Annotated in this window: 20 protein-coding genes, 1 rRNA gene and 1 riboswitch; of the genes, 7 read left to right on the top strand and 14 right to left on the bottom strand. The window is 65.6% G+C overall.

Features of this window, described 5'->3' with window-relative positions:
- Window positions 1–116, bottom strand: a 16S ribosomal RNA gene (locus AB7F10_RS19570); the annotation flags it as partial.
- Window positions 117–930: 814 nt separating this feature from the next.
- Here AB7F10_RS19570 and AB7F10_RS19565 point away from each other — a divergent pair.
- Window positions 931–2919, top strand: a complete 1989-nt coding sequence (locus tag AB7F10_RS19565) for a M23 family metallopeptidase (protein ID WP_428563464.1) — start codon at window positions 931–933, stop codon at window positions 2917–2919.
- A gap of 46 nt (window positions 2920–2965) precedes the next feature.
- Here AB7F10_RS19565 and clpB read toward each other — a convergent pair whose 3' ends face one another.
- On the bottom strand, window positions 2966–5569 hold the full coding sequence (gene clpB, locus AB7F10_RS19560; RefSeq protein ID WP_428563466.1) for an ATP-dependent chaperone ClpB: 2604 nt from the start codon (window positions 5567–5569) through the stop codon (window positions 2966–2968).
- A gap of 148 nt (window positions 5570–5717) precedes the next feature.
- On the opposite strand from clpB, the gene AB7F10_RS19555 reads away from it, so the two are divergent.
- Entirely contained in the window at window positions 5718–6500 is a 783-nt protein-coding gene (locus tag AB7F10_RS19555; protein WP_428563468.1) for an MOSC domain-containing protein, read from the top strand.
- On the opposite strand, the gene AB7F10_RS19550 is transcribed toward AB7F10_RS19555, so the two are convergent.
- The 5 genes from AB7F10_RS19550 to metX form a co-directional block, all read right to left on the bottom strand.
- A complete protein-coding gene (locus AB7F10_RS19550) occupies window positions 6497–7564 on the bottom strand; it encodes a TIGR02594 family protein (protein ID WP_428563470.1) in 1068 nt (355 codons plus the stop codon). The two genes, AB7F10_RS19555 and AB7F10_RS19550, sit on opposite strands and share 4 nt — an antisense overlap.
- Window positions 7565–7728: 164 nt before the next feature.
- A complete protein-coding gene (locus AB7F10_RS19545) occupies window positions 7729–8469 on the bottom strand; it encodes a TIGR02594 family protein (protein ID WP_428563472.1) in 741 nt (246 codons plus the stop codon).
- 427 nt (window positions 8470–8896) lie between these two features.
- Complete coding sequence (locus AB7F10_RS19540; RefSeq protein WP_428563474.1) at window positions 8897–9400, bottom strand: TIGR02594 family protein; 504 nt, start codon at window positions 9398–9400, stop codon at window positions 8897–8899.
- Between the two features lie 450 nt (window positions 9401–9850).
- Complete coding sequence (gene metW / locus AB7F10_RS19535; RefSeq protein WP_428563476.1) at window positions 9851–10495, bottom strand: methionine biosynthesis protein MetW; 645 nt, start codon at window positions 10493–10495, stop codon at window positions 9851–9853.
- A 2-nt stretch (window positions 10496–10497) separates the two neighbouring features.
- On the bottom strand, window positions 10498–11700 hold the full coding sequence (gene metX, locus AB7F10_RS19530; protein ID WP_428563478.1) for a homoserine O-acetyltransferase MetX: 1203 nt from the start codon (window positions 11698–11700) through the stop codon (window positions 10498–10500).
- Between the two features lie 83 nt (window positions 11701–11783).
- A riboswitch (SAM riboswitch) is annotated at window positions 11784–11863 on the bottom strand.
- A 138-nt stretch (window positions 11864–12001) separates the two neighbouring features.
- Between metX and AB7F10_RS19525 the strand changes: the two genes are divergently transcribed.
- Genes AB7F10_RS19525 through AB7F10_RS19515 form a run of 3 tightly spaced genes read left to right on the top strand, consistent with a single transcriptional unit; the run spans window position 12002 to window position 14960 of the window.
- A complete protein-coding gene (locus AB7F10_RS19525; RefSeq protein ID WP_428563480.1) occupies window positions 12002–12850 on the top strand; it encodes a chorismate mutase in 849 nt (282 codons plus the stop codon).
- A gap of 44 nt (window positions 12851–12894) precedes the next feature.
- Entirely contained in the window at window positions 12895–13998 is a 1104-nt protein-coding gene (gene hisC / locus AB7F10_RS19520) for a histidinol-phosphate transaminase (protein WP_428563482.1), read from the top strand.
- On the top strand, window positions 13995–14960 hold the full coding sequence (locus tag AB7F10_RS19515; RefSeq protein WP_428563484.1) for a prephenate/arogenate dehydrogenase family protein: 966 nt from the start codon (window positions 13995–13997) through the stop codon (window positions 14958–14960). Before hisC ends, AB7F10_RS19515 begins: the two co-directional genes overlap by 4 nt.
- 6 nt (window positions 14961–14966) lie before the next feature.
- On the opposite strand, the gene AB7F10_RS19510 is transcribed toward AB7F10_RS19515, so the two are convergent.
- Window positions 14967–15509, bottom strand: coding sequence for a Spy/CpxP family protein refolding chaperone (locus AB7F10_RS19510; protein ID WP_428563486.1), 543 nt, complete (start codon window positions 15507–15509; stop codon window positions 14967–14969).
- Between the two features lie 24 nt (window positions 15510–15533).
- On the bottom strand, window positions 15534–16520 hold the full coding sequence (locus tag AB7F10_RS19505) for a DUF2125 domain-containing protein (RefSeq protein WP_428563488.1): 987 nt from the start codon (window positions 16518–16520) through the stop codon (window positions 15534–15536).
- Window positions 16521–16731: 211 nt separating this feature from the next.
- Here AB7F10_RS19505 and AB7F10_RS19500 point away from each other — a divergent pair, with 211 nt between their 5' ends.
- The gene (locus AB7F10_RS19500; RefSeq protein ID WP_428563490.1) at window positions 16732–17304 is read left to right on the top strand and encodes a gamma-glutamylcyclotransferase; all 573 of its coding nucleotides are present in this window, start codon (window positions 16732–16734) and stop codon (window positions 17302–17304) included.
- Here the strand turns inward: AB7F10_RS19500 and AB7F10_RS19495 are convergent, their stop codons facing one another.
- The 4 genes from AB7F10_RS19495 to ftsE are packed head-to-tail and all read right to left on the bottom strand — an operon-like array spanning window position 17305 to window position 20258.
- Window positions 17305–18027: a lysophospholipid acyltransferase family protein gene (locus AB7F10_RS19495; protein ID WP_428563492.1), complete on the bottom strand. Its 723-nt coding sequence runs from the start codon at window positions 18025–18027 to the stop codon at window positions 17305–17307. It lies immediately after the preceding gene.
- 10 nt (window positions 18028–18037) lie between these two features.
- Window positions 18038–18646 carry a YdcF family protein gene (locus tag AB7F10_RS19490; protein WP_428563494.1) on the bottom strand — a complete coding sequence of 203 codons (609 nt, stop codon included), beginning with the start codon at window positions 18644–18646 and terminating at the stop codon, window positions 18038–18040.
- A 3-nt stretch (window positions 18647–18649) separates the two neighbouring features.
- Window positions 18650–19606, bottom strand: coding sequence for a cell division protein FtsX (locus tag AB7F10_RS19485; protein WP_428563496.1), 957 nt, complete (start codon window positions 19604–19606; stop codon window positions 18650–18652).
- Window positions 19599–20258: a cell division ATP-binding protein FtsE gene (gene ftsE, locus AB7F10_RS19480; RefSeq protein WP_428563498.1), complete on the bottom strand. Its 660-nt coding sequence runs from the start codon at window positions 20256–20258 to the stop codon at window positions 19599–19601. The genes AB7F10_RS19485 and ftsE overlap by 8 nt, the downstream gene beginning before the upstream one ends.
- 257 nt (window positions 20259–20515) lie before the next feature.
- Here ftsE and AB7F10_RS19475 point away from each other — a divergent pair, with 257 nt between their 5' ends.
- Window positions 20516–21532, top strand: coding sequence for an MJ0042-type zinc finger domain-containing protein (locus AB7F10_RS19475; protein WP_428563500.1), 1017 nt, complete (start codon window positions 20516–20518; stop codon window positions 21530–21532).
- A gap of 24 nt (window positions 21533–21556) precedes the next feature.
- On the opposite strand, the gene AB7F10_RS19470 is transcribed toward AB7F10_RS19475, so the two are convergent.
- Window positions 21557–24133 carry a TIGR02302 family protein gene (locus AB7F10_RS19470; protein ID WP_428563502.1) on the bottom strand — a complete coding sequence of 859 codons (2577 nt, stop codon included), beginning with the start codon at window positions 24131–24133 and terminating at the stop codon, window positions 21557–21559.
- Window positions 24134–24202 lie beyond the last annotated feature (69 nt).

Genomic DNA, 24202 nt, shown 5'->3' with positions numbered 1-24202 from the left:
CGTTCCCACGTGTTACTCTCCCGTCTGCCGCTGCCGTATTGCTACGGCCGCTCGACTTGCATGTGTTAGGCCTGCCGCCAGCGTTCGCTCTGAGCCAGGATCAAACTCTCAAGTTGGATGAGATTTTGATACCGGCTGGTCACGTTTGCTCGCGACGACATCAAGCACTGCTGCTCGATATCGCCATTGACGAGGTCCACCCACTGATTGCCTGCACAACTGGGCGAAAGCCCAGAAAAGCAAACAAGTCAGCGATGTACCTTTGTCTCGAAACGTGTACCGCCGAAGTCTCTATCCTGACCGCCGCTCCTGGGAAATTGCTTCCCCATGAGACCGCGGCCCGCAAGGACCCCGCCGTCCACGTTTCTCTTTCTTCCGATTCAGTTTTCAAACAACCGGAACGCTCTGGCCGAAGCCGCGGCAATTCCCACCCTCCGGCGAACCGAAGGGCCGTCGAAGCCCGCGCATCCGAGAACTGTCGGATACCGTTTCACTGTTCCAGTGAGGAGCTTCAACGGCGCGCCAGCGCGCCCGGAGGCGGGCGACGTGCCGAGGAGCGGTATATAGGCCAGCCCCCATTTTGGTGTCAACACTTGTCCGCTGTTCTCGTGCAAAAAAACGCACGCCAGCGCGGCACCGGCAGGCCCTCCCTTAACTCTGGTTAAAATCCCCGCCGGCGTCCGCCGGTCCGGCTGTTGCGCCGCACTGAGGCCATTTTTCTGCGCCGTTCTGGAGCCCCAGAACAAGACCCAGACCGCCCGGGGGAGACACCCAAACCGTTCGAAGCACTGGAAAATTCGCGGCTTCCTGCGACATTGACGTTCGCCAGGTTGAACGGCATCGTGCCGCGCGATTCATCCGGATGCGCCGGTCCCGGCGCGGCTTGATCGGTTTTCCCGTCGACGGCGGCGGACGTAGGGGACGGCAGGCTTGGACCAACACAGGTCACACGCGCATACCCGCCATAAGCGCGGCGACGGGCTCGAGCTTGGCAACGAGCCGCCGCTGTCCGTCGATGGCGGCACTGCCGATGTCATCGACCGCCGCCGCGTGTCGGTACAGTGGTTTTCCGGAACGATCCTGACAGCTTTGTGTGGCGCGGCCCTGATGGGCGGCGCCGTTTTCACGTCGCTCGACGGCGAAACGAATTTTGCAGCGCTGCCCGAGCGCGTCGAAGTCGCGCTGCGCGGCGCGCTTGGCGCGGCGGGCGACCGTCTCGGCCTCGTTCGCAAGAGCGACCGCCTGCCGATCGCGGAGGAGCCGAATGTCGCGCGCCAGGTCATCCGCGTGTCGACGACCACGCGCGTCGGCAATCATGAAGTGGTCCGCGTTCGTCCCTTCGTGCGCATCGCCGGAAATTTGTCGCTGACGACCACCGATCTGTCCGCTCATCTGCCGGCGTTCAATCCGCAGCGCATGCTCGCCGAGTCGGCGACGGAAGCCGCGCCTGACGACAACGTCGCAGCGGCCGCGCCGGACGCCGAAGTCGCCTTCGTGATGCGCGATCTTCCCGCCGTGATGGGCAGGATCAAGATCGCGAGCCTGACGCCGAACGACGAAGTCATCGCGCATGTCCGTGAAGCCGCGACCCTCGCCAATCAGACTGCACGGCATCTTCCTGTCGGCACCGGTATCTCGGACATCCGCCTCGCCTATGCGACGCCCGGCGCGCCCGATCCCTACAAGGGCTTCGAAGCCCGGATCGTTCCCGAAAACGTGACGCTGCTGCCGAAGACCACCAACAGCCAGATCACCGGCGGCAACGCCTGGAGCGAGCGCGTGCTGACCGCCAAGAAGGGCGACACCGTCGGTTCGCTGCTGCGCGAACTCGGCGCCCAGCCCGATGAGGCCAAGGCGATCCAGGCCGTACTGGATCCGCGCTCGCAGGACACCGCGCTCAAGGACGGCCAGAAGTTGCGCGTCCTGCTCGCGCCGGTCACAAGCGCCGCCGGAGCGCCGCTGCAGCCGATCCGGATCGTCATCGCCAACGAGGGCAGTATCGAAGCGGTCGTCGCGCTCTCCGACATCGGCAAATACGTCTCAGTCGATGTGCGCAGCATCGATACCGAAATCGCCGAAGCCAAGGACGATGAAAACGACGGCGATCCGAGCGGCGTGCGGCTCTACCAGAGCGTCTACGAGACCGCGCTGCGCAACAATATCCCCCGCCCGATCGTCGACGATCTGGTCCGCATCTACTCCTACGACGTCGACTTCCAGCGCAAGGTGCAGCCCGGCGACTCGTTCGAGGTTCTTTACGCCGGCGAGGACGAAACGCCCACGAGCGATAGCCGCAACGACGTTCTGTTCGCCGCGCTGACGATCGGCGGCGAGATCAAGAAATTCTACCGCTTCCAGTCGCCCGACGACGGCATTGTCGACTACTACGACGAGGCAGGAAAAAGCGCGAAGAAATTCCTGGTTCGCAAGCCCGTGGCGAACGGCATCATGCGGTCGGGCTTCGGTTCGCGCCGCCATCCGATCCTCGGCTACACCAAAGTGCACACCGGCGTGGACTGGGCGGCTCCGACCGGCACGCCGATTTACGCGGCCGGCAACGGCGTCGTCGAGAAAGTCGGCTGGGAATCGGGCTACGGAAAATATATCCGCCTGCGTCACACCAACGGCTACGAGAGCGCCTACGGCCACATGACCGCGTTTGCCCGCAACATCGATGTCGGCACGCGCGTTCGCCAGGGCCAGGTGATCGGCTTCGTCGGCTCGACCGGTCTGTCGACCGGCTCGCATGTCCACTACGAAATTCTGGTCAATGGCCGCTTCGTCGATCCGATGCGCATCAAGCTGCCGCGCGGCCGCGTGCTCGAGGGCCGCATGCTGGCGAACTTCGAACGTGAGCGCCAGCGCCTCGACAACATCATGACCCGCAAGCCGTCGCGGGTCGCCGCGAGCTACCGCTAGCGACCCGCTTTAGCGGCTGGCGCCGCCGTTTGTCAGGCTGCCTTTTTCAAGCCGCCTTGGCGAGCTTTCCGTTGAAGGTCAGGCCCTGCTTGTCGGCGGAAACGCTGACCTTCTCGCCATCCTTGATCGTGCCGGCCAGGATCATCTCGGCGAGCGGGTCCTGCACCGCCTTCTGGATCACGCGCTTCAACGGACGCGCGCCATAGGCGGGATCCCAGCCCTTGTCGGCAAGCCACTCGCGGGCCTGCGCATCGAGCGCGATCTCGATCTTGCGCTCGTCGAGCAGCTTCTGCAGCCGCACAATCTGGATGTCGACGATGCGCCCCATCTCCGCCTTCTTCAGCCGGTGGAACAGGATGATCTCGTCCACACGGTTGATGAATTCGGGCCGGAAGCTCGCACGCACGATCGCCATCACCTGGTCGCGCACTGCGTCGGTGTCCTGGCCTTCCGGCTGGTTGACCAGGAATTCCGCGCCGAGGTTCGACGTCATGATGATCAGCGTGTTGCGGAAGTCGACCGTGTGGCCCTGCCCGTCGGTCAGCCGGCCGTCGTCGAGCACCTGCAACAGGACGTTGAACACGTCCGGATGCGCTTTCTCGATCTCGTCGAACAGCACGACCTGATAGGGCCGGCGCCGGACCGCTTCGGTGAGAGCGCCGCCTTCCTCGTAGCCGACGTAGCCCGGAGGCGCGCCGATCAGCCGCGCGACCGAGTGCTTCTCCATGTATTCCGACATGTCGAGCCGCACGAGCGCGGTCTCGTCATCGAAGAGGAATTCCGCCAGCGCCTTGGTCAACTCGGTCTTGCCGACGCCGGTTGGGCCGAGGAACATGAACGAACCGATCGGCCGGTTCGGATCCTGCAAGCCGGCACGCGCACGGCGCACCGCGGTCGACACCGCCTGCACGGCTTCCTTCTGGCCGATGACGCGCCTGCCGATCTGCTCTTCCATACGCAGCAGCTTGTCGCGCTCGCCTTCCAGCATCTTGTCGACCGGAATGCCGGTCCAGCGCGACACCACCTGCGCGATGTGGCTGGCGGTGACCGCCTCTTCCATCATCGAGCCGGCCTTGCCCTTGCCTTCGGCGGCTTCGGTCTCTTTGAGCTTCTTCTCGAGCTCGGGGATGCGGCCATAGGCCAGTTCGCCGGCCTTCTGGTATTCGCCGCGACGCTGCGCATTGGCGAGTTCGACCCGTAACTGATCGAGCTCGGTCTTGATCTTCTGCGCGCTGGTGAGCTTTTCCTTTTCGGACTTCCATTGCGAGGTCAGATCGGCCGACTGCTTTTCGAGGCTCTTCAGTTCGGCCTCGAGATTCTTCAGCCGCTCGCGCGAGCCCGCGTCGGTTTCCTTTTTCAAGGCTTCCTGCTCGATCTTCAATCGCACGATCTCGCGGTCGATCGAATCGAGTTCCTCGGGCTTCGAATCGACTTGCATCTTCAGTCGCGCGGCGGCTTCGTCGACGAGGTCGATCGCCTTGTCCGGCAGGAAACGGTCCGTGATGTAGCGGTTCGACAGCGTGGCGGCGGCGACGATGGCGCCGTCGTTGATGCGCACGCCGTGATGCGCCTCGTACTTTTCTTTGAGGCCACGCAGGATCGACACGGTGTCTTCCACCGATGGTTCGCCGACGAATACCGGCTGGAACCGGCGCGCGAGCGCCGCGTCCTTCTCGACATGCTTCTTGTATTCGTCGAGCGTGGTCGCGCCGATACAGTGCAACTCGCCGCGGGCCAGCGCAGGCTTCAACAGGTTGGACGCATCCATCGCGCCGTCGGCCTTGCCGGCGCCGACCAGCGTGTGCATCTCGTCGATGAACAGGATGATGCCGCCGGAGGCGGAGGTCACCTCCTGCAACACGGCCTTCAGCCGCTCCTCGAATTCACCGCGATATTTCGCACCGGCGATCAGCGCGCCGAGATCGAGCGCGAGCAGTTTCTTGTCCTGCAGGCTTTCCGGCACATCGCCATTGACGATGCGCAGCGCAAGGCCTTCGACGATGGCAGTCTTGCCGACGCCCGGCTCGCCGATCAGCACCGGATTGTTCTTGGTCCGGCGCGACAGCACCTGCACGGTGCGGCGGATTTCCTCGTCGCGGCCGATCACCGGATCGAGCTTGCCGTCGCGGGCGGCCTGCGTCAGGTCGCGGGCATATTTCTTCAGCGCATCATAGGCGTTCTCCGCCGAGGCGTTGTCGGCGGTGCGGCCCTTGCGCAGCGCGTTGATCGCGGCGTTGAGGTTTTGCGGCGTGACGCCGGCCTGCGACAGGATGCGGCCCGCCTCGCTGTCCTTCTCGAGCGCGAGCGCGAGCAGCAGCCGCTCCACCGTGACGTAGCTGTCGCCCGCCTTCTCGCCGGCCTTTTCGGCGGCGTCGAATACGCGGGCGAGCGCCGGCGCGAGATAGACTTGGCCCGCGCCTCCGCCGGAAACCTTCGGAATTTTGGCAAGCGCGGCTTCGACCGCCTGATGTGCCTGACGGGACTTGCCGCCGGAGCGGTCGATCAGGCCGGCCGACATCCCCTCGGGATCGTCGAGCAGCACTTTGAGCAGGTGTTCGGGCGCGAACTGCTGATGGCCCTCGCGGAGCGCCAGCGATTGCGCCGACTGGACAAAACCGCGGGCGCGGTCGGTGTATTTCTCGAAATTCATACGGTCTACTCCCTCGGCCCTGAAAGGCACCGGTTAATGCGGGCCCCCGGAGGCAGCCCGCTGTTCAAAATATGGGTGCAAGACTACCAGAGTTGAAGGGGCATCCCAGCCGCTGGCCAATTCAAATCCGCTTCGTTAACACTCGGCGATGGCAGCAGAATCAGCGATCGTCCGGGCGATCTACCGTTACCCAGTGAAGGGCCTGTCGCCCGAAGCGCTCGACCGGGTGGCCGTCGGCCCCCGCGAGACCCTGCCGGCGGACCGGCTCTACGCCATCGAGAACGGCCCCTCCGGCTTCGATCCCGCCGCGCCGGCGCACCTCCACAAGATCCAGTTCCTGATGCTGATGCGCAATGAGCGGCTTGCAGCCTTGCGGACCGCCTTCGATCCGGCGACCCACACGCTCACCATCATGGAGGACGGCCGTGAGGTGCTGCGCGCGGACCTGCGCACGGCGGAAGGGCGGCTCGCCACCGAGGCCTTCTTCCGCCGCTTTATGCCCGATGAGTTGCGCGGGCCGCCCAAGGTGCTGCATGCGCCGGGCTTCAGCTTTTCGGACGTGGCGAGGAAGGTCGTCTCGATCATCAACCTCGCCTCGGTGGCGCAGGTTGAGACGGTCGCGGGCGCGCCCATCAATCCGCTGCGGTTCCGCGGCAACCTCTACGTCGCCGGGTGGCCGGCCTGGCGTGAATTCGACCTGCTCGACCGCGAGGTGACGGTCGGGAACAGCGTACGGCTCAAGGTCGTCAAGCGCATCCAGCGCTGCGCGGCAACCGATGTCGATCCCGACACCGGCATCCGCGACCGCACCATTCCGAAGACGCTGATGAAGGCCTTCGGCCATCCCGACTGCGGGGTCTACGCAGAAGTCATCGCCGGCGGCGAGATTGCCACCGGCGACGCCATGACAGCGAACGGACAAGCGCGTTAGCGCTGCTTGACGCCGAGTAAGCGCGCAAGCGCCGGATCGAGCGGCAGCTTGCGGCTCGGCGCGACGGCATAGACCTGACGCGCGGCGGCCGGAACCGGACGCACGTAATTCACCTGGATGCGATTGTCCTGCACGCGCTCGTTGTCCGCGATCTGTTGCACGACACGATGCGGCGTCATCGGCCGCTGAACCTGCTGAACCGCCCGTTGCGGTTCCACGCGCGTGATTTGAACTCGCGGGCGCGGCTGCGCCGCCGCACGATTATCGCCCTGCTCTTCGGCATTGATCGCAGCAAGCAATTCGCCAATCGGCGACGAGATGCCGCCCTCTTCGCCGGCGTTGCCGCGCGGCGCGTCGGTAGCACGCAGTGTCGACCCCGGCCCGGAGAGCGAAGCGAGGCGCGTCGGCGACGGATCGCCGACCGGCATCACATAGGCGATAACGCGGCGGCGCGGATAGACGCCGATGCCGACCTTGCGGCCGTGATTACCGGACAGAATGATCGGATTACCGCTGCCGTCGAGGCCGGTGACGATGCCGACATGGCCGCCACTCTTGCCGCGTGTCAGCACGGCGATGGCGCCGATCTTCGGCTCATGGATGCGCCGGCCGTAGCTCGCGAAGGAACGCGCGGCGTCCGAGCCGGTACCGGGATAGCCGACGCGAGCCAGCACCATATTCATGAAGGTCGCGCACCATAGCTTCGACCGCTTGGTCGGATTGGTGCCCATGTATTTGCGCGCCTCGGTGACAAGCGCGGGCCAGCCAAACGCCGGACGATGACGCAGGGCGGAAATCGAAACATGCCTGGCGTTGACGCTGCCGTCGTCCTCGACACGCACGATTGCGGCCATCGGGCGGCGGTCGTGTTGCGCGGCGCGGCTGTTCGCGCGCTTCGTCTGGACGTTTGGCTTGAGAGATTTGTGGTTCTTGGCGGCGCGGCTCACGTTGGCGCGCTGATGGCTTTCAGCACCGCGCTTTGCCGGCTTGCTGTCGGCCGAAACGCTGAGCGCGAGCAGCGCCGTCAAACTCAGGGCGAGCAGAGCCAAAAACCTGGTACGCATGCGGAGTCCCCTCGACGCCCGCCGGCACGTGCGCCGACGACGGACTCCGCGTAGCACGATAATTTTCGTTAAAACGCGCGCGCTGAATTAACGGTGAAGCAGCGTGGTGAACTGGTTTACGGTGACGGCGCTTCACGTGGCGCGTAAACCCTAATGCAACTCCATCACTGCGGGATGACGTAGGCGACGACGCGACTGCGCGGATAGGTGGAGATCGCGACGCGGCGATTGTGATTGCCGGAAATCACGATCGGGTTGCCGTTGCCGTCGACACCCGTAACGATGCCGACATGGCCGCCACCCTTGCGGCGCAGTACCACGATGGCACCGACCTTCGGCCCGGCAATGCGCTTGCCATAGCGCGCATAGGCGAGCGCGAGATTGCCACCGCCGCGATATCCGGTCTTCCGCAGCACCATGTCGAGAAACGCGCCGCACCATAGCGTCGCGCGCCGGGTCGGATTGGTGCCGAGATAGCGCCGCGCTTCGGCGACAAGCGCGCTGCCGTTGAATACGCTCGGTGCGACGGACGCAGTGACGGCGCGCTGGTCCGGAGCGACACGCGCCTGCGCCTGCCGGCCCTCTTCCGCGCCGTCTGCCGGCGCCGCGTAGCGGACGGGGTCGGTCGGCGGGACGTTGCCGTTCGCGTCGGTCACGATCGTGATCGGACGAGCGGGCGCTGCGATCGCCAGCGTCAGAACCGCGTCGATGGCCGCGCGGTCGAAATTGAAGCCGTCCTCAGGAAAGGATTGCGACACCGGCAGACGGCCGGAGACACCGGCGACCTCGTTGCCTGAGGCATCCACCGGCCGACCGCCGAACAAGGCGATATCCGGCCGCAGAAGCGCGCCGGTGACGGCGAGCACCAGGGCGAACGCTGCGAGACCTGCGACGGCGAGATTCACGGACCCGCTGCGGCGCAAACCCGCCACCACGGCATCAATGGCCGACGCGCCGGTGCGCGCCTTTGATGTCGCGTCCGTTGATGTCGCGGTCTTGCGGTTGTTCGGCCGCTTTCCGCGCGCAGAAATATTTCGAGTCCGTGTCGTCACATTCAACCTGCCGCAGGGTTTGCGGTACGAAACCCATCCAGATTATCGATGACGGTTGTGAAGCACCGCGAAGGCGCGGCCAGCAACCCGTTAACGCGCGGCGTGTTTAAGCGGTATCCTTAACGGCGGCGGCGTCCCGCGCAGACTCTGCCGTATTCGCGCGCCATATCACGGCCCGGGTGCGACGATCGAGCGCACGGCAAGGTCCAGCGCGCCACGGCGTGAAAAGGCCGCGCACGAGGCGCGGCCTGTTCGTTTCAGCGGGAGTTCGTCGTGTCGCTTACGGAACGACGTAGGTGAGAATCCGGCTGCGCGGATAGGCCACCTCAGCAACACGATTGTTGTGGTTGCCGGAGATCACGATCGGATTGCCGTTGCTGTCGATGCCGGTAACGATGCCGACATGGCCGCCACCCTTACGGGCCATCACGGCGATGGCACCGACCTGCGGACCCGACACGCGGGTGCCGTAACGGGCGTAGGCGCGGGCGAGATTGCCGCCGCCCGGATGACCGGTCCGCTTCAGGACCATGTCCATGAACGCGCCGCACCAGAGGCTGCGGCGGCCGGTCGGGTTCCCACCAAGATATTTGCGGGCTTCCGACACCAGCGAATTCGAGCTTCCGCCGAACGAAGCGGTCGTATCGGGCATACCGCCGATCTCGCGGCGGTTGCTGGCGCGGGCCGCCCGCGCCGCCTTGCGGCCGACCGGCTGGGCCGTCGCTGACGCGGTGGGAGATACGTAGCGGCCGTCATTACCCATGACGGTCGGTTGCCCCTGCACTGTCGACCCCGTCCCCGACGCGGCACGATGTTTCGGGCGCGCAGTCGCGTCGGTCGCGACAACGGCCAGCGCGGCACAGGCAATAGCCAGTGCCGTGATTTCCTTCTTCAGATCCATCCTGTTCAAACCCCATCTCGTAGCAAAACCGGAGGTCCGAACGAATCGAACGAAGCCGGCTCGCCTAACGGCTAGTCAAACGTGACAAATTTATGGTTGCGTCTTGGTACGTCAGCGTTGAACGATCAAGTCATACCAGCCATGCGCCATTAATATTTACGATTCGGAGCGTATTCAGAAAGTTTACACCAAGAAATTCTCATAAATACTTTTAACAATAAAATTACTTCTATATTCGCGGATCGAATACTGAAATCGTCCACAGCCCGCAAGTTGGCGGACAGTTAAAGTTGCATCGCAGCAAGAAAAACACTTGCCCAACGACTTATCGGGCTAGCCGCCCCGCCGGAGCAAGAACACCGCCTGCTCGCCGAACAGGTTCCAGAACCACCACGGCGCGTTCAGTCGTAGCGGCTTGCCCCAGGCGTTGAAGGCGATCGACCGTTCGATGCCCACCCCGACCTCTGCGCAGAGCTGACGGAAGTCCTTGATCGTGCAGTGGTGGATATTCGGGGTGTCGTACCAGCTATAGGGCAGGATCGCGGTCCGCGGCATCGCCCCCTGGGTCAGCAGCTTCAGCCGGACCTGCCAATGGCCGAAATTCGGGATCGATACGATGGCGCAGCGGCCGATCCGCAACATGTGCTCCAGCACCACGCGAGGGTTGCGGGTCGCCTGCAGCGTCTGCGACAGGATCACATAGTCGAAGGCGTCATCCGGATAATCGGCGAGATCCGTGTCGGCGTCCCCCTGGATCACCGCGAGCCCCTTGGCGACACAGGCGTTCACCCCCTCCCGCGACAGCTCGATGCCCCGGCCGTCGACGCCGCGCTCGTCGGTCAGCAGGCGCAGCAGCTCGCCGTCGCCGCAGCCGACGTCCAGCACACGGGCACCGCGCTCCACCAGATTTGCGACGAACAGCAGGTCGACGCGGGCATTCGCCGGAGGACGGCCATTCGAGTGAGAATTGTCCGTCATGGTCACGCCTTGCCGGCCGGAGGAAGACCGCGGGCCTTCCCGGCGCCTTCAAGAAATCCCCGCACGATTGCGAACAGTTCCGGCTCGTCGAGCAGGAAGGCGTCATGGCCTTTGTCGGTTTCGATCTCGGCGAACGACACCCGTGCACCTGCTGCATTGAGCGCGTGGACGATCGCGCGCGAGTCCGAGGTCGGGAACAGCCAGTCGGAGGTGAAGGAGACAACGCAGAACCGGGTCGGCGTGCCCTTGAAGGCATTGGACAGCACGCCGTTGTGGTCGGCGGCGAGATCGAAATAGTCCATCGCCCGCGTCAGGTAGAGATAGGAATTGGCATCGAACCGCTCGACGAAGGAGATACCCTGATGGCGCAGATAGGATTCGACCTCGAAATCCGCGTCGAACGAGAATGTCGGGTTGTCGCGATCCTGGAACTTGCGGCCGAACTTCCGGTGCAAAGCCGCATCCGACAGGTAAGTGATATGTGCTCCCATGCGCGCGACCGCGAGGCCGCGGCGCGGATTGGCTTCGTCGACCAGATAACGTCCGCCGCGCCATTCAGGATCCGCCATGATCGCCTGACGGCCGACCTCGTGGAACGCGATATTCTGCGCCGAGTGCCGCGTCGCGGCCGCGATCGGCAGCGCCGCGAAGACACGCTGCGGAAAACTCGCTGCCCATTGCAGCACCTGCATGCCGCCCATCGAACCGCCGGCCGCGGCGAACAATGAATCGATGCCGAGGTGATCGAGCAGCATGGCCTGCGCCCGCACCATGTCGCGGATGGTGATCACCGGCAGATCGAGGCCCCACGGCTTGCCGGTCTTCGGATCGGTCGAGGCCGGGCCGGTCGAGCCCATGCAGCCGCCGATCACGTTCGGGCAGATTACGAAGTAGCGGTCGGTGTCGATCGGCTTGCCGGGACCGACCAGCGACTCCCACCAGCCCTGCTTTCTGGTCACCGGATGCTGGCTCGCGACATGCTGATCGCCGGTCAGCGCATGACAAACCAGCACCGCGTTGGAGCGCGCCGCATTGAGGGTGCCGTAGGTCTTGTAGGCAATCTGGAACGGCGACAGCGAGACGCCGGCGTCGAGCGTCAGCGGCTTGTCCGGCCCGAACACAGCCACCTCGGAATCGCGTGGATGGTCGGCGTCGCGCACGATCGCGCGTGCGGCCTCACTTTGCAGCGGCGGAACTCTTTCCATCGACAACGGCCTCCGCAGAAGCCCCGCTGAACCGCGCCGCTCAGGCCACAAAAAACCCGGCCTGAACTGAGGTTCAGCCGGGACCCATGTGTTCCCCGGCCTGTTTAGCGAGTTGTTTAACGTGGCTGCAAGCCGGCCGGCTCAAATGACCACGGATGGTTGGTCTTATTCCTCGTGCAAGGCGCCGTCAAGCAACCGCATTCGCAGGGCAGGTTCGCCCACCCGTCCCATCATGTTTTCTTTGCCTTCACCCACCGTCTTTCCTATCAATGCGCCAGACAGAAAAACGCTGAAATTCAAGATGTCGAAACCCGCCGACCAGCCCTCGCGCCAGCCTTCCCTTGCCGACCTGCGCAAGGACATCGACCGCATCGATGAGGGGATGCACAAGCTGCTGATGGAGCGCGGCGAGATCGTCGGCCGCCTCATCGCGGTGAAACGCAGTCAGGAAACTGGCTCGGCGTTCCGTCCGGCGCGCGAAGCCGACATGATGCGCCGGCTGGTCGAGCGCCACAAAGGCGTGCTGCCGCTCGACACCGTCGAGAGCATCTGGCGCGTCATCATCTCGACCTTCACTTATGTGCAGTCGAACTTCTCGGTGCATGCCGACCTCTCGGCCGGCGACGCCTCGATGCGCGATTCCGCCCGCTTCCATTTCGGCTTCACCGTCCCCTTCATCCCGCACATGGGCCCCTCCGGCGTCGTCACCGCCGTGTCGGAGTCGAAAGGCGATCTCGGCCTCGTGCCGGCGACAGCCGGCACCACTGCCTGGTGGAGCGCGCTCGAATTCGACGCCGCACCGAAGATCATCGCCCGCCTGCCCTTCGTCGAGCGCGCCGATCATCCGGCCGCGATGCCGGTGTTCGTGATTTCGCGGGTCGCCGCCGATGCGATGGCGACCGAAACCGGGGTCTGGAGTATCCGCGTTGCCGGCTGGAACGCCCGGACCGCGCAGGCCCTCTCCGCCGTGGCCGAATTCCTCGCCGCGCCGGACCGGGCCTTCGACGGCGCCGCCCTGCTGGTCACGGTGCCGCACGGCCATAGTCTCGAGGGCATCACCGATGCCCTCGTTAAGGCTGGCGCGACCGTGCGATCCACGGCCCTCGTCGGCAGCCACGCAACCCGCTATACGGTTGGCGCCGAGAAATAACTGCCCCTCCGCGGGCCCCCTGTTTGAGATATCCGAGGTCAGTCATGTCCGCCCAGCGCCCGCAGCCGCGGCCCGGTGTGCTTGCGATCAAGGCCTATGTGCCGGGAAAGAGCGACGCGCCCGGCGCCGCCAAGGTCTTCAAGTTGTCGTCAAACGAAACGCCGCTTGGCGCGAGCGAGAAGGCAATCGCCGCCTATCAGACGGCCGGCACGCATCTGCAGGATTATCCGGACGGCGCCGCGACCGCGCTGCGCGAAGCGATCGGCGAAGCGTTCGGTCTCGATCCGGCGCGCATCGTGTGCGGCGCGGGCTCCGACGATCTCCTGAATCTGCTGGCGCGCGCCTATCTCGCCGACGGCGACGAGGCTGTACACACCACGCACGGCTTCCTCGTCTATCCGATCGCCACGCTCGGCACCGGCGCAAAGCCCGTGGTCGCCGCAGAAAAGGAATTTACCGCCGACGTCGACACCATCCTCAAGGCGGTGACGCCGAAGACCAAGGTCGTATTCCTGGCCAACCCGAACAACCCGACCGGCACCTATGTGCCGTTCGACGAGGTACGCCGGCTGCACCGCGCGTTGCCGCCGCATGTACTGCTCGTGCTCGACGCGGCTTACGCCGAATACGTCCAGCGCAACGACTACGAGTCCGGCATCGAACTGGTCGCGACCAGCGAGAATGTCGTGATGATCCGCACCTTTTCGAAAATTTACGGCCTCGCGGCGCTGCGCCTCGGCTGGCTCTACGGACCGGCGCATGTCGTCGATGCGCTGAACCGCATCCGCGGACCGTTCAACGTCAACACGCCGGCCATCGTCGCCGGTATCGAGGCGATCCGCGACACCGTGCATGTCGAGCGGGCGCGCCAGCACAATGCGAAGTGGCTGCCGTGGCTGACGGCGGAAATCGGGAAGCTCGGCCTCAAGGTGACGCCGAGCGTCGCCAATTTCGTGCTGATCCATTTCCCGACGACGCCGGGCAAGACCGCGAAAGAAGCCGACGCCTTCCTGACTAAACGCGGCCTGGTGCTGCGCCAGGTCGGCGCCTATCACCTGCCCGATGCCTTGCGCATGTCGGTCGGCAGCGAGGAAGCGAACCGGCTGGTGGTCGCCTCGCTTGCCGAATTCCTGGGACAGAAGGCGTGACCGGTAAAGCGCCGCTCTACAATCGTCTCGCGCTGATCGGCGTCGGGCTGATCGGCTCCTCGATTGCGCGCGCGTCGCGGCTGCAGAACGTCGCAGGCTCCATCGTCGCCACCGCGCGCTCGCCGGCGACGCGGCGGCGTATCGCCGAGCTTGGCCTTGCCGATCAGGTGGTCGAGACCAATGCGGCAGCGGTCGCCGGCGCCGATCTCGTCATCGTCAGCATCCCGGTCGGCGCCTGCGGCGAGGTCGCCAGAGAAATCGGTCCTTATCTCGCACCCGGCGCGACTGTCTCCGACGTCGGCTCGGTCAAGGGCGCGGTAGTGCGCGACATGGCCCCGCATCTGCCGGCCAACGCCCACTTCGTCCCGGCGCATCCGGTCGCCGGCACCGAATTCTCCGGCCCCGACGCCGGCTTTGCCGAGCTGTTCGTCAATCGCTGGTGCATCCTGACGCCGCCGGACGGCACAGACGCGGCCGCGACCGAGAAGCTCGCGACGTTCTGGCGTGCGCTCGGCGCCAATGTCGAGACCATGACGCCGGACCATCACGATCTGGTGCTCGCCATCACCAGCCATTTGCCGCATCTGATCGCCTACACCATCGTCGGCACGGCGGCCGAACTCGGCGAGGTTACGCGATCCGAAGTGCTGCAATTCTCCGCAGGCGGCTTCCGCGATTTCACCCGCATCGCGGCGTCCGATCCGACGATGTGGCGCGACGTCTTCCTCGCCAACAAGGACGCGGTGTTGGAGATGCTGGGTCGCTTCAACGAGGACATCTCGGCGCTGACCCGCGCGATCCGCAATGGCGATGGTGAAAAGCTTTTCGAGCACTTCACGCACACGCGCGCGATCCGCAAAGGCATCGTGCAGATCGGCCAGGACTCGCCGGCGCCCGACTTCGGCCGGCCGCATCCGGATTTGCCGCACACGCCGCTGCCGAAGCCTTACGCCGGCGAATAGTTGCCGTTAATGGCGGTGCTTGTGCTCGCCGCCGCCTCGACCGTCGCCATAGCCGCGCAACGCCCCATAAAGCGCGATCTGATGCGCCGACAGCAAGGCGCGCGTCTCGAGGTGATATTTGAGATGCGTGTTGCGTAACGCGGCCTGCGTGCGGCCGATCTGCGAGAGTGCGTCCGACAGCGACGCCTCGGTGACGGTCCGGCTAGAGAACGCGCGGTCGAGGGCAACTTCCTGCGCGATCAGCGTCTCGCCCAATGGAACGGCCTCGGCCTTCATCGCATCGAACAGGGCCTGCATCCTGGCCCGCTGCGCCGCGTCGAGGCCGAGCTTGTCCGCGAGATCGAGAACATGAACCGGCCCCGGATAGCCGTTGAGTTCGGCGGCAAGCGCAAAGCCCATGCCGCGCCCCGCCCGCAGATCGGAGATTTGCTGCTCCGACAACGCCTTGATCGGCCGCGCCTCGAAGCCGGCATAAGGCCGTGGCGTATCGGCGGCGGCGAAAGCGGGAACAAATGCGACAGCCAGAACCACTAAAGAGCGAACTCGCATTCGATTACTCCTGCGCTATGTGGCTTAGAACAGCGGCGGAATCTCGCCGACCTTCAGCGGCCCGAAAAACACCGAGCCGTCGCTGACGCGCAGCGGCAGCGAGATCGCAGGGCGGCCTTCGACTCGCGCATTGCCGCCGAGCAGGCCAAGCCCCAGCGTAAAGCCGAAGCCGTTGCGCTGCTGCGTCGCTGCACCCAGCGCGTTAATGAAACCTTCGATCCCGGCGACCGCCATGTTGATCTGGCCGTCGAGCCGGCCGCGCGCATTGATCGACAGCGTGCCGCTGCCGAGCGCCAGCGTGTCGCCCTGTTGCAGCCGCGCGCGCGACACCTCGATGCGGCCACCGTTCGCCTGCATGTCGCGGAAGCGCTCGGGCCAGGACTTCGGCGAGAAATCGGTCAGCCCCCGCAGCGTTCCGGTAATGTCGGCATTGATCGGCGCGGTGGCCAGCGGCCCCGCCGCCGGCGCCGACAGCTGCTCGGCCTGCAAGACGATATCGATCACCGGCAGGCTGGCGATCGAGCCATCGGCCAGCCGGCCGTGGATTTCGATGTGCTTTGCGCGCAGCATCGTACCGGCAGGATTGGTGCGCTCGACCACCGGTTGATCGACCACGATCGAGACGCGCTCCGGCGCGGACGGCGTGCCGCGCACGCTCGATTGTGCCAACGTCCAGCTCAGGCGCATGGCCGGAGCCTGTCCGCGCGTTCCCCCACTCAGCGGTCCGACATATTCGGCGATCAGCAAATTGGGCTGATAGATCTGCGTCGCGACATGAATGCTGGGGGTCTTCAGTTCGAACGGTGGATTGGCGCCGTGAAAGATCGCTGTCGCGCCGTCGCAGGTCATCTCGAAGCGGAAGGGAAACCCGCCAAAGGCCTGCCGGTCGCAAATATATTCGCGCCCGGCCTTCGCCTCCCGCGCGCGCCAGCCTTCGACCGCCGCCTCGCCGCGACCGACGGCGTAGTACCACAGCGCCACCCATCCGCCGGCAAGGCCGAGCACCAGCATTGTCAGGACAAGATAGTGGCGATGTCGTCGGCCAACGGCCCGGTCATGTCGACGGAGTAAAGCCATGGTGTCAGGGACCTGCCGATTGCGGCGAATATGGGCCGCGCCGTAGCATCGCCAGCCGCCGGCAGGCTTGCCTCCGCCGGGCCGCCCTGTTACGCGAACGCGACTTGCCGGCCCTTGTCAACGCCGCAGCCGCTTCGTCGCCGCAATGAACACACAAAAAACGCGAGAGCCGAACGATTTCTGGGTGTTCGGTTATGGCTCGTTGATGTGGCGGCCGGGCTTCGACTTCAAGGAGCGCATCCCGGCGCGGCTGGTCGGCGCCCATCGCTCGCTCTGCGTTTATTCGTTCGTGCACCGCGGCACCGCGGAAAAACCGGGCCTTGTGCTCGGCCTCGACCAGGGTGGCAATTGCCGCGGCGTCGCCTACCGGGTTGACACCGGCAAGCGCGACGCGACCGTCGATTATCTGCGCGGCCGCGAGCAGGTCACCATGGTTTATCGCGAGGCGTGGCGTACCGTCTGGCTGGATAACGACCCCCGCCGGGCAACACGCGCGCTGGTCTACACGGTGGATCGCGGCCACGCGCAATATGCCGGCCGCTTGACGCTTCAGCAGCAACTCCATTTTGTCCGCCAGGGTCACGGCCGCTCAGGCGTCAACCGCGACTATGTGCTGGACACGGTGAAGGAACTCGACGCGCTCGGCATTCGCGACAACGACCTGCGCCGTCTCGCCGAAATGCTCAAGGGACCGCACGAAGCACAACCGGCAGAATAGTCAGCCGGATTTCGCTTCCGCAACGAGCCGTGCCGTCGCGGCCTCGATGGTGTCCCGCAGCCGTTGGAAAAATTCGTCCCTCGGCAGGCCCGGTGCAATCGGATCGAGCACCTCGACGATCACGGTGCCCGGATAGCGCAGGAAAGTGCGCCGCGGCCAGAACAGACCGGAATTGAGCGCAATCGGCACGCACGGCACGCCACCGGCCTCGTACAGATAAGCGACGCCATATTTGTATTTCGGCTCGGCGCCAACCGGACGGCGGGTGCCTTCCGGAAAGATCACGATCTGGCGGTCACGCGCGAGTTCGGCATGGGCGCGTGCATTCATCGCGGTCAGCGCCTGCGAGCCGGCGCCGCGATCGACCGGGATCATGCGGCCCTTGATGGTGAACCAGCCGAACAGCGGAATCCATTGCAGTTCGCGCTTCAGGATGAAGGTCGGATCCCGAAACATCCACAGCAGAGCGAAGGTGTCCCAGGCCGACTGATGCTTCGCCGCCGCGACGAAACCGCCCGGCGGCAATTTTTCGAGGCCGCGAAAATCGGCGCGGATGCCGGCGATGACGCGCAGCAGGAACAGATTGCTCAGGCCCCAGGTCTTCGCGACCCAGACGATGGCGCGATAGGGCAGGAAAAACGTCGGGATGGCCGCGATGAGCCACATCGCCGTGTTGAGATAGAAGGCGAGATTGAAGGCCAGCGAACGCAGGAAAATGATCAAGCAGCCGCCCTCATATCATGTCCGGGTCGATCGAGATGCGGATGACCGCGAAAACATATTTGAGATACTCGGCGAGGTAGAGCCGCACGATCCCGGCATTGGTCCACCAGGTTTCCGACTTGGAACGCTCGCCGACCACCGGATAGGGAATGAGCTTTGCCTCCGGCATCTGATGGGCGATTTCCGCCATCGCCCGTGGCATATGCCAGTTCGAGGTGACGACGATCAGCGAGCGAAAGTTGCGCTCGCTCGCCCAGCGCCGCGTCTCGATGGCATTGCCGAGCGTGTTCAACGCCGAGCGGTCGAGATCGACGCAGCACGCGAACAGCTTGTCATAGACCGGCGTGAGGCGGGCGATTTCAGGCGCAGTGGTCGCGCGATGCACGCCGGTGATCAGCAGCCGCTTGCCGCGCTTGGCCGCCAGCAATTCCATCGCGTCGGGAATACGCGCAGCGGCGCCGGTCAGCACCACGATGCCGTCGGCATCGCCGGACAGCCGCGGCTCGTCGGTTGCGATGCTCGCCGAAAACCAGACAAAGCCCACCGACAGCACGACGAGGCCCGCGAGGGCCGCGACCATCGTCAGGTAACCGATCCAGCGGGAGAGACCGTAAAACATCGTTCAGTCGATAGCGTCCAACGTGCGGTTCACGGTCTGGCGCGAGGTCCAGGCCGTCACCAGCGCAATCAGCACGATCTGGCCAAGCACCGCAATATAGCCCGCGGTGCCGATCGAGAAGGTGCCGAACAGCGCGGCGGTCTGTTCGCCCGCGGCAGTGCCGGTAAGCCAGCCGCTGACGAGGCTCGCCAATGTGAAAATCGCCAGCGCGGCGAAGCCGCCAATCGCGCCGCCCTTGAAACCCAGCAGCAGGAAATGCCGCTCGAAATTGCGGGCGATATAGCGGTTACGGGCGCCGATAAAGTGCAGCACCTCGATAACGGGCTTGTTCGCCGCCATCGCACCGCGGGTTGCGAAGCTGACTGAGAGAACGGTCGCCGCCACCATGAGAATGAGGATGATGACGCCGCCGGCAACCGCCGCCCCGGCCATCGCGCGCATGCGGTCGATCCAGCCGCGGTGATCGTCGAGCGTCGCGCCGGGGACCTCCGCCTGCAGCAGACGCCGCAGCTCGGAAATGTCAGGCGCAGCGCCCGAAGCGATGGTGACCACGATCAGCCGCGGCACCGGCAATTCCGCCAGCGACAAGCCGCTGCCGAGCCAGGGCTCGAGCAGCTGCGTCGACTCCTCTTTCGACATCGCATGTACGCCGCCAATGCCGTGGAAGCGGCTCGCCAGCGCGGCCGCTTTCTCCACGGACGCATCGAGATTGCGGCCCGGCGCCGGACTGATCTGGATCGTGATCTCGCGCGCGACGTCGGCCTGCCAGTCGCTCGCCGCCGACTGCACCAGGATAACCGCACCGGTCGTCAGCGATGCAAGGAACGTCATGATGGCGACGACCGCGATCAAGGCGCGCGCGGCGATCGTATTCGGCGGCACGATCGGCGCTTCGTTACGCGGCTTGCGGCCGCGCGGCCATTGAGGCGCGGAGGTTTCGGTCGTTGCGTGATCAGTCATAGACGTGCAGCCGTCCGTCATGCAGCACCAGCCGGCGCGCGTCATACTGGTCCATCAGGGCGATATCGTGGGTCGCGATGACGACCGAGGTGCCCGACTTGTTGAGTTCCACGAACAGCCGCAACAGCCGTTGCGCGAGGCTCGGATCGACGTTGCCGGTCGGCTCGTCAGCGAGCAGCAGTTGCGGACGCGCGATAACCGCGCGCGCGATCGCGGCGCGCTGTTTCTCGCCGCCGGAGAGCACCGGGGGCAGCGCCCAGATGCGATCACCAAGGCCGACCCAGTTCAACAGCTCGATCACCTCGTCGCGATAAGTCGCCTCGTCGCGGCCGATCACGCGCAGCGGCAGCGCGACGTTCTCATACGTCGTCATGTGGTCGAGCAGACGGAAATCCTGGAACACGATGCCGATGCGCCGCCGCAGCGTCGCCAGCGCGTCGCGGCTGAGCGAGGCGACGTCGTGGCCGAATTGCGTGATCAGGCCCCGGGTCGGGCGCAGCGACAGGAACATCAGCCGCAGCAGCGAGGTCTTGCCCGCGCCAGAGGGACCGGTGAGAAACTGGAAGGAATGCGGCTCGATCCGGAAGGTCAGGTCGCGGAGAACCTCCGGGCCGAGTCCATAGCGCAAGCCGACATTTTCGAATCGGACCACACACGTCTCCGCATTCGCCGACCCGGCGGCCGGTCCCCGGGCCCGGATGCGCGCCGTCTCGGACGCGCCCGCCGAATCGCCCTTTTCCGCTATGCCGCCCCAGAGCGGCGTTTTACAGGAATATCGCCCTCCCGCCACCGCCGAAGCCGCGATTTTCCCGCGTCAATCGGGCCTTGATCGGTCCCTGGCGGCCGCCTCCATGGTTTCCGATGCGTTAACGGACGGCTGGTAGTTTCGCCCCGTTTACTCGCGACGCCATGGCCATGCTGATCGTCTGTCCGACCTGCACGACCTCTTACATGATCGATGCCGCCTCGCTGGGGCCGGCCGGTCGAACCGTGCGCTGCGCCCGCTGCCGCGCCTCCTGGCACGCCGGGGGGCCGGAAAAGTCCGGCAGCATCCAGGGCTTCGTCAATGACGTGATCGCCGAAGCCGAGGCGCAGCAGTCCGCTCCGGCCACCGACGCCAACCCGCCGATGCCGGCGCGCTCCGCAAGCGAGTCTTTCGCCAACAAGCGCGACATTCCCGCGCCGGACGATTTCGGCGCCGAGACCGAAACACCTTTTGCGCCGCCTCCGGATGGCGCCCCGAACGACAGCGCATGGCAGGCCAGCAACGATGCTTCGCCCGATGACGACATCGGCGGCATCGACCACCGCGGCCCCGTCGCGCCGCCGGAACCCGTGCATGACGCGCCGTCCATCGTGCCGCCCGCCGCGCCCTCGCCGATGCGCCGGCCGGCCGCTGCATCGACCGCGCTCGATGTCGACGACGTGGAGGACTTCGTCGCCCGCCGCGAGCGCATGAAGAGCAAACGCACCAAGCGCCGCCGCGCCTCGAAATGGACGGCGATCGTGCTGGTGCTGCTCGGCTTCAACATCGCGCTGGTCGGCGCGCGCAACGAAGTGGTGCGCTACCTGCCGCAGACCGCGTCGCTGTTCGCGATGATCGGCCTGCCGGTCAACCTGCGCAATCTTTCGTTCGAGAACGTCAAGGTGCTGAAGGAAGAAGCCGACGGCGCCAGCGTGCTGCTGATCGAAGGCGAGATCGTCAGCACCGCGAGTTCCACCGTCGAAGTTCCGCGCCTGCGTTTTGCGGTCCGCAATACGCGCGGCCAGGAAATCTACGCCTGGACGGCGCTCGCCACCCGCGGCTCGCTCGCGCCCGGCGAGCGCCTGCCGTTCCGCAGCCGGCTCGCCTCGCCGCCCGCCGATTCAAGCGACGTCATGGTGCGTTTCTTCACCACGCGCGACGCTGTCGCCGGCGGCAAATAACGCTGACACTCGAAGCCGAAAAAATCAGAAGTCCTTGAGCAGCCGCTCGATATAGTCGAGTTCGAGCTGCGGCCGCGCCGGATCGGCAAAGCGGCGGCGCAGTTCCTCGAGGATTCGCCGCGCCCGCTGGGCATCAATCTCGCCCGGAACCTTCACGGTCACGTCGTCGCCATAGTCGCGGCCACGCAGCGGCCGGCCGAGCGGATCGGTGCTCTGCTGCGCGCGCTGCTGGCCGTTGCGGCCGGGCTGACCGTTCGGCCCCTCGCCCATCATGCCGTTCTGCTGCATGGTCTGCGCGAGGCTCTGCGCGCCCTTGCGCATCGCATCGAGCGCGCGACCCTGCGAGTCGACGGCGCTGTCGGTGTCGCCCTCGCCGATCTGACCCTCGGCGTCGCCCATCGCGTCCCCGGCTTCGCCGAGCTGCTGCATTTCCTTCTGGCCCTGACCCTTGCCTTGGCCTTTGCCCTGACCTTCCTGATCGTCCTGGCCATCCTGTCCGGGCTGGCCGAGGCCGCGCTGACGCAGCTGCTCGAGCAGCTTGCTGAGGCGATCGCGCAACGCCTGCTGGTCCTGCTTGAGGTCGTCCATGCTCTGCGGCGCGCGCTGCGACTGCTGGCCCTTCTTGAAGGTGCGGTCGCGCAACTGCTGCTGCTTACGGATCATGTCGCCCAGTTCGTCGAGCGACGACATCATGTCATCGTCATCGCCATTCTGGGGGGCACCGCGCCGCGCCGTCTGCAGGTTCTCCAGCATCTGCTGAAGCTGTTCCAGCATCCGCCGCGCCGCATCCTTGTTGCCGGAGCGCGCCATCTGCTCCATGCGGTCGATCATGTTCTTGAGGTCCTGCGGCGAGATCGCGCGCGCATTGCGGTCAAGCGGACGCGCCAGCTGCTGCGGGTTCTTCTGCATTTCCTCGGCGAGCGCCTGCATGAACTTGTCGAGCGCGGCGCGCAGGTTATCCATCAGCTTCTTGAGTTCTTCGTCGCTCGCGCCGCGTTCGAGCGCCTGCCGCAACGCCTCCTGCGCCTGGCGAAGCGCCTGTTCGGCGTCGGAGACGTTGCCGTCCTCGATATGAACCGCCATGTCCCACATGCGGGCGACGACATCGCGCAAGCCATCATCGTTGCGGGCATTCTTCAGGTCAAAATAGATCGAACGCAGGCCGAGATAGACGCCAGCTTCGGGCGTGAAGCGCTCCGGCGCGATCGTCAGCGCGTCGAGCGCGGTGGCGACGCGCTCTTTTTCATTCGCGTCCATCGCGAGATTGCGGCGCTGCTCGATCAGCGCACGCGCAACCGGCTTGACGAAAATGCGTTGCGGCAGCACGACATCGCGCGGCTCGCTGGTGCCGACATTGCCGGCCTCGTCGCGCGCCGACAGCGTTATCGAGACCTCCGCGCCAGCCCAAGGATGATCGCTGAGGTCATGCGTGGTCTGTCCGGCGCCGGTGCGGGTCCGCGCCTGCGGCAGCGCAAGATTGATGCTCGGCGCGCCAAACAACGGCCGCGGCGTCTTGTCCGCGGTCTTTGCGTTGTCCTTGGCCGCCTCCTGCTTGCGGTCGAACGCCGCCTTGGCTTCGACCACGCCATAATCGTCGTCGATCTTGTAATCGAGCCGCAACGAACCCCGCGCCTGGCGCTCGGGATCCTTGGTCAGCGAAATCGTCGGCGCCTTGTCCTCGATCGCGGCAAACCGCCAGACCACGTCGCTGCTGCCCGGCCCGCGCAGCGTGGCTGTGCCGTCCTTGCGAATAACGTAATGGCGTTCTTCGGTGCCGGTCGGCAACGGCGTCGGTGCGGTGTCGGCAGACTGCTCGATGCCGCCCTGCGCCGCGACGTCGAACTGCACCTTGCCGGTCGCGCGAACGACGAGTTGGCTGCCCGCGGGCACCGATACCGGAGCGCCGGCATTGGCGGCTTGCGCCGTTTCGCCCGGCCGCATGCCCGGCAGCATCACGGGAGGACGGCCGGTATAAAGCGGCGGGTTGATCCAGGCATCGATACGGTAGTTCGCAGGCGCGACGACGCCGTGCCAGTCGAACGCCGCGCCGATGCGCTTCATGCGCTCGCCGCCTGCGGCAAAGAACGTGACGACGACCATCAGCAGCACCAGCGCGCGCAGCGCCATCGGATCGCGCGCAGCGATCTTCGGCGACGGCCAGCCCGCCTTCAGCTTTTGCGCGGAGAGCAGCGCCCGCTCGATGTGCGCGCGCCACAGCGCCTGCGCGACCGGATCGTCGCGGTTGGCCGACATCTCGTCGGCGATCGCCGTCGCCGGACGATGCGGTTCACCGCTGCCGCGGTCGAGCCGGCGCAGTCCTTCGATGACGTCAGGGAAGCGGACCCAGACGAGCGGCAGCACAGCCGCGCCGATGATGACCGCAAAGATGAAAAGACCGATGGCGCGGCCTAGCGGCGGCAGCGCAAGCCAAAGCCCGGCCCAGGAGAATGCGAGGAACAGCCCGACGGCAGTCGCAAGAGCGGCCAGCGCCGGCCACAGCCGCTCCCACAGCAAACTGCCGCGCGCCCGGCGCAAGGCGTGCCGAAGCAGCAGTTGTGCCGAAGCCGTGTCCCGATTCAGTTCGTCGCCCGAACCGTCCAAAAAACGCTCCGCATCCGGCAGGATCGAGAATCTGCGAATAAGCTAACACGCAGGCCCGTGGCGGGCCAC

It is taken from the genome of Pseudolabrys sp. (genome assembly GCF_050250095.1).
GTDB lineage: Bacteria > Pseudomonadota > Alphaproteobacteria > Rhizobiales > Xanthobacteraceae > Pseudolabrys.
The sequence above is the reverse complement of the archived record's forward strand: the minus strand, read 5'-3'. Positions and strand labels throughout refer to the sequence as shown.

Coding starts and splice junctions, on each gene's coding strand:
- clpB (WP_428563466.1), bottom strand. CDS start 5,569: ATGAATTTCGAGAAATACACCGACCGCGCCCGCGGTTTTGTCCAGTCG.
- AB7F10_RS19555 (WP_428563468.1), top strand. CDS start 5,718: ATGGCAGCAGAATCAGCGATCGTCCGGGCGATCTACCGTTACCCAGTG.
- AB7F10_RS19550 (WP_428563470.1), bottom strand. CDS start 7,564: ATGCGTACCAGGTTTTTGGCTCTGCTCGCCCTGAGTTTGACGGCGCTG.
- metW (WP_428563476.1), bottom strand. CDS start 10,495: ATGACGGACAATTCTCACTCGAATGGCCGTCCTCCGGCGAATGCCCGC.
- metX (WP_428563478.1), bottom strand. CDS start 11,700: ATGGAAAGAGTTCCGCCGCTGCAAAGTGAGGCCGCACGCGCGATCGTG.
- AB7F10_RS19525 (WP_428563480.1), top strand. CDS start 12,002: ATGTCGAAACCCGCCGACCAGCCCTCGCGCCAGCCTTCCCTTGCCGAC.
- hisC (WP_428563482.1), top strand. CDS start 12,895: ATGTCCGCCCAGCGCCCGCAGCCGCGGCCCGGTGTGCTTGCGATCAAG.
- AB7F10_RS19510 (WP_428563486.1), bottom strand. CDS start 15,509: ATGCGAGTTCGCTCTTTAGTGGTTCTGGCTGTCGCATTTGTTCCCGCT.
- AB7F10_RS19505 (WP_428563488.1), bottom strand. CDS start 16,520: ATGCTGGTGCTCGGCCTTGCCGGCGGATGGGTGGCGCTGTGGTACTAC.
- AB7F10_RS19500 (WP_428563490.1), top strand. CDS start 16,732: ATGAACACACAAAAAACGCGAGAGCCGAACGATTTCTGGGTGTTCGGT.
- AB7F10_RS19490 (WP_428563494.1), bottom strand. CDS start 18,646: ATGTTTTACGGTCTCTCCCGCTGGATCGGTTACCTGACGATGGTCGCG.
- AB7F10_RS19485 (WP_428563496.1), bottom strand. CDS start 19,606: ATGACTGATCACGCAACGACCGAAACCTCCGCGCCTCAATGGCCGCGC.
- AB7F10_RS19475 (WP_428563500.1), top strand. CDS start 20,516: ATGGCCATGCTGATCGTCTGTCCGACCTGCACGACCTCTTACATGATC.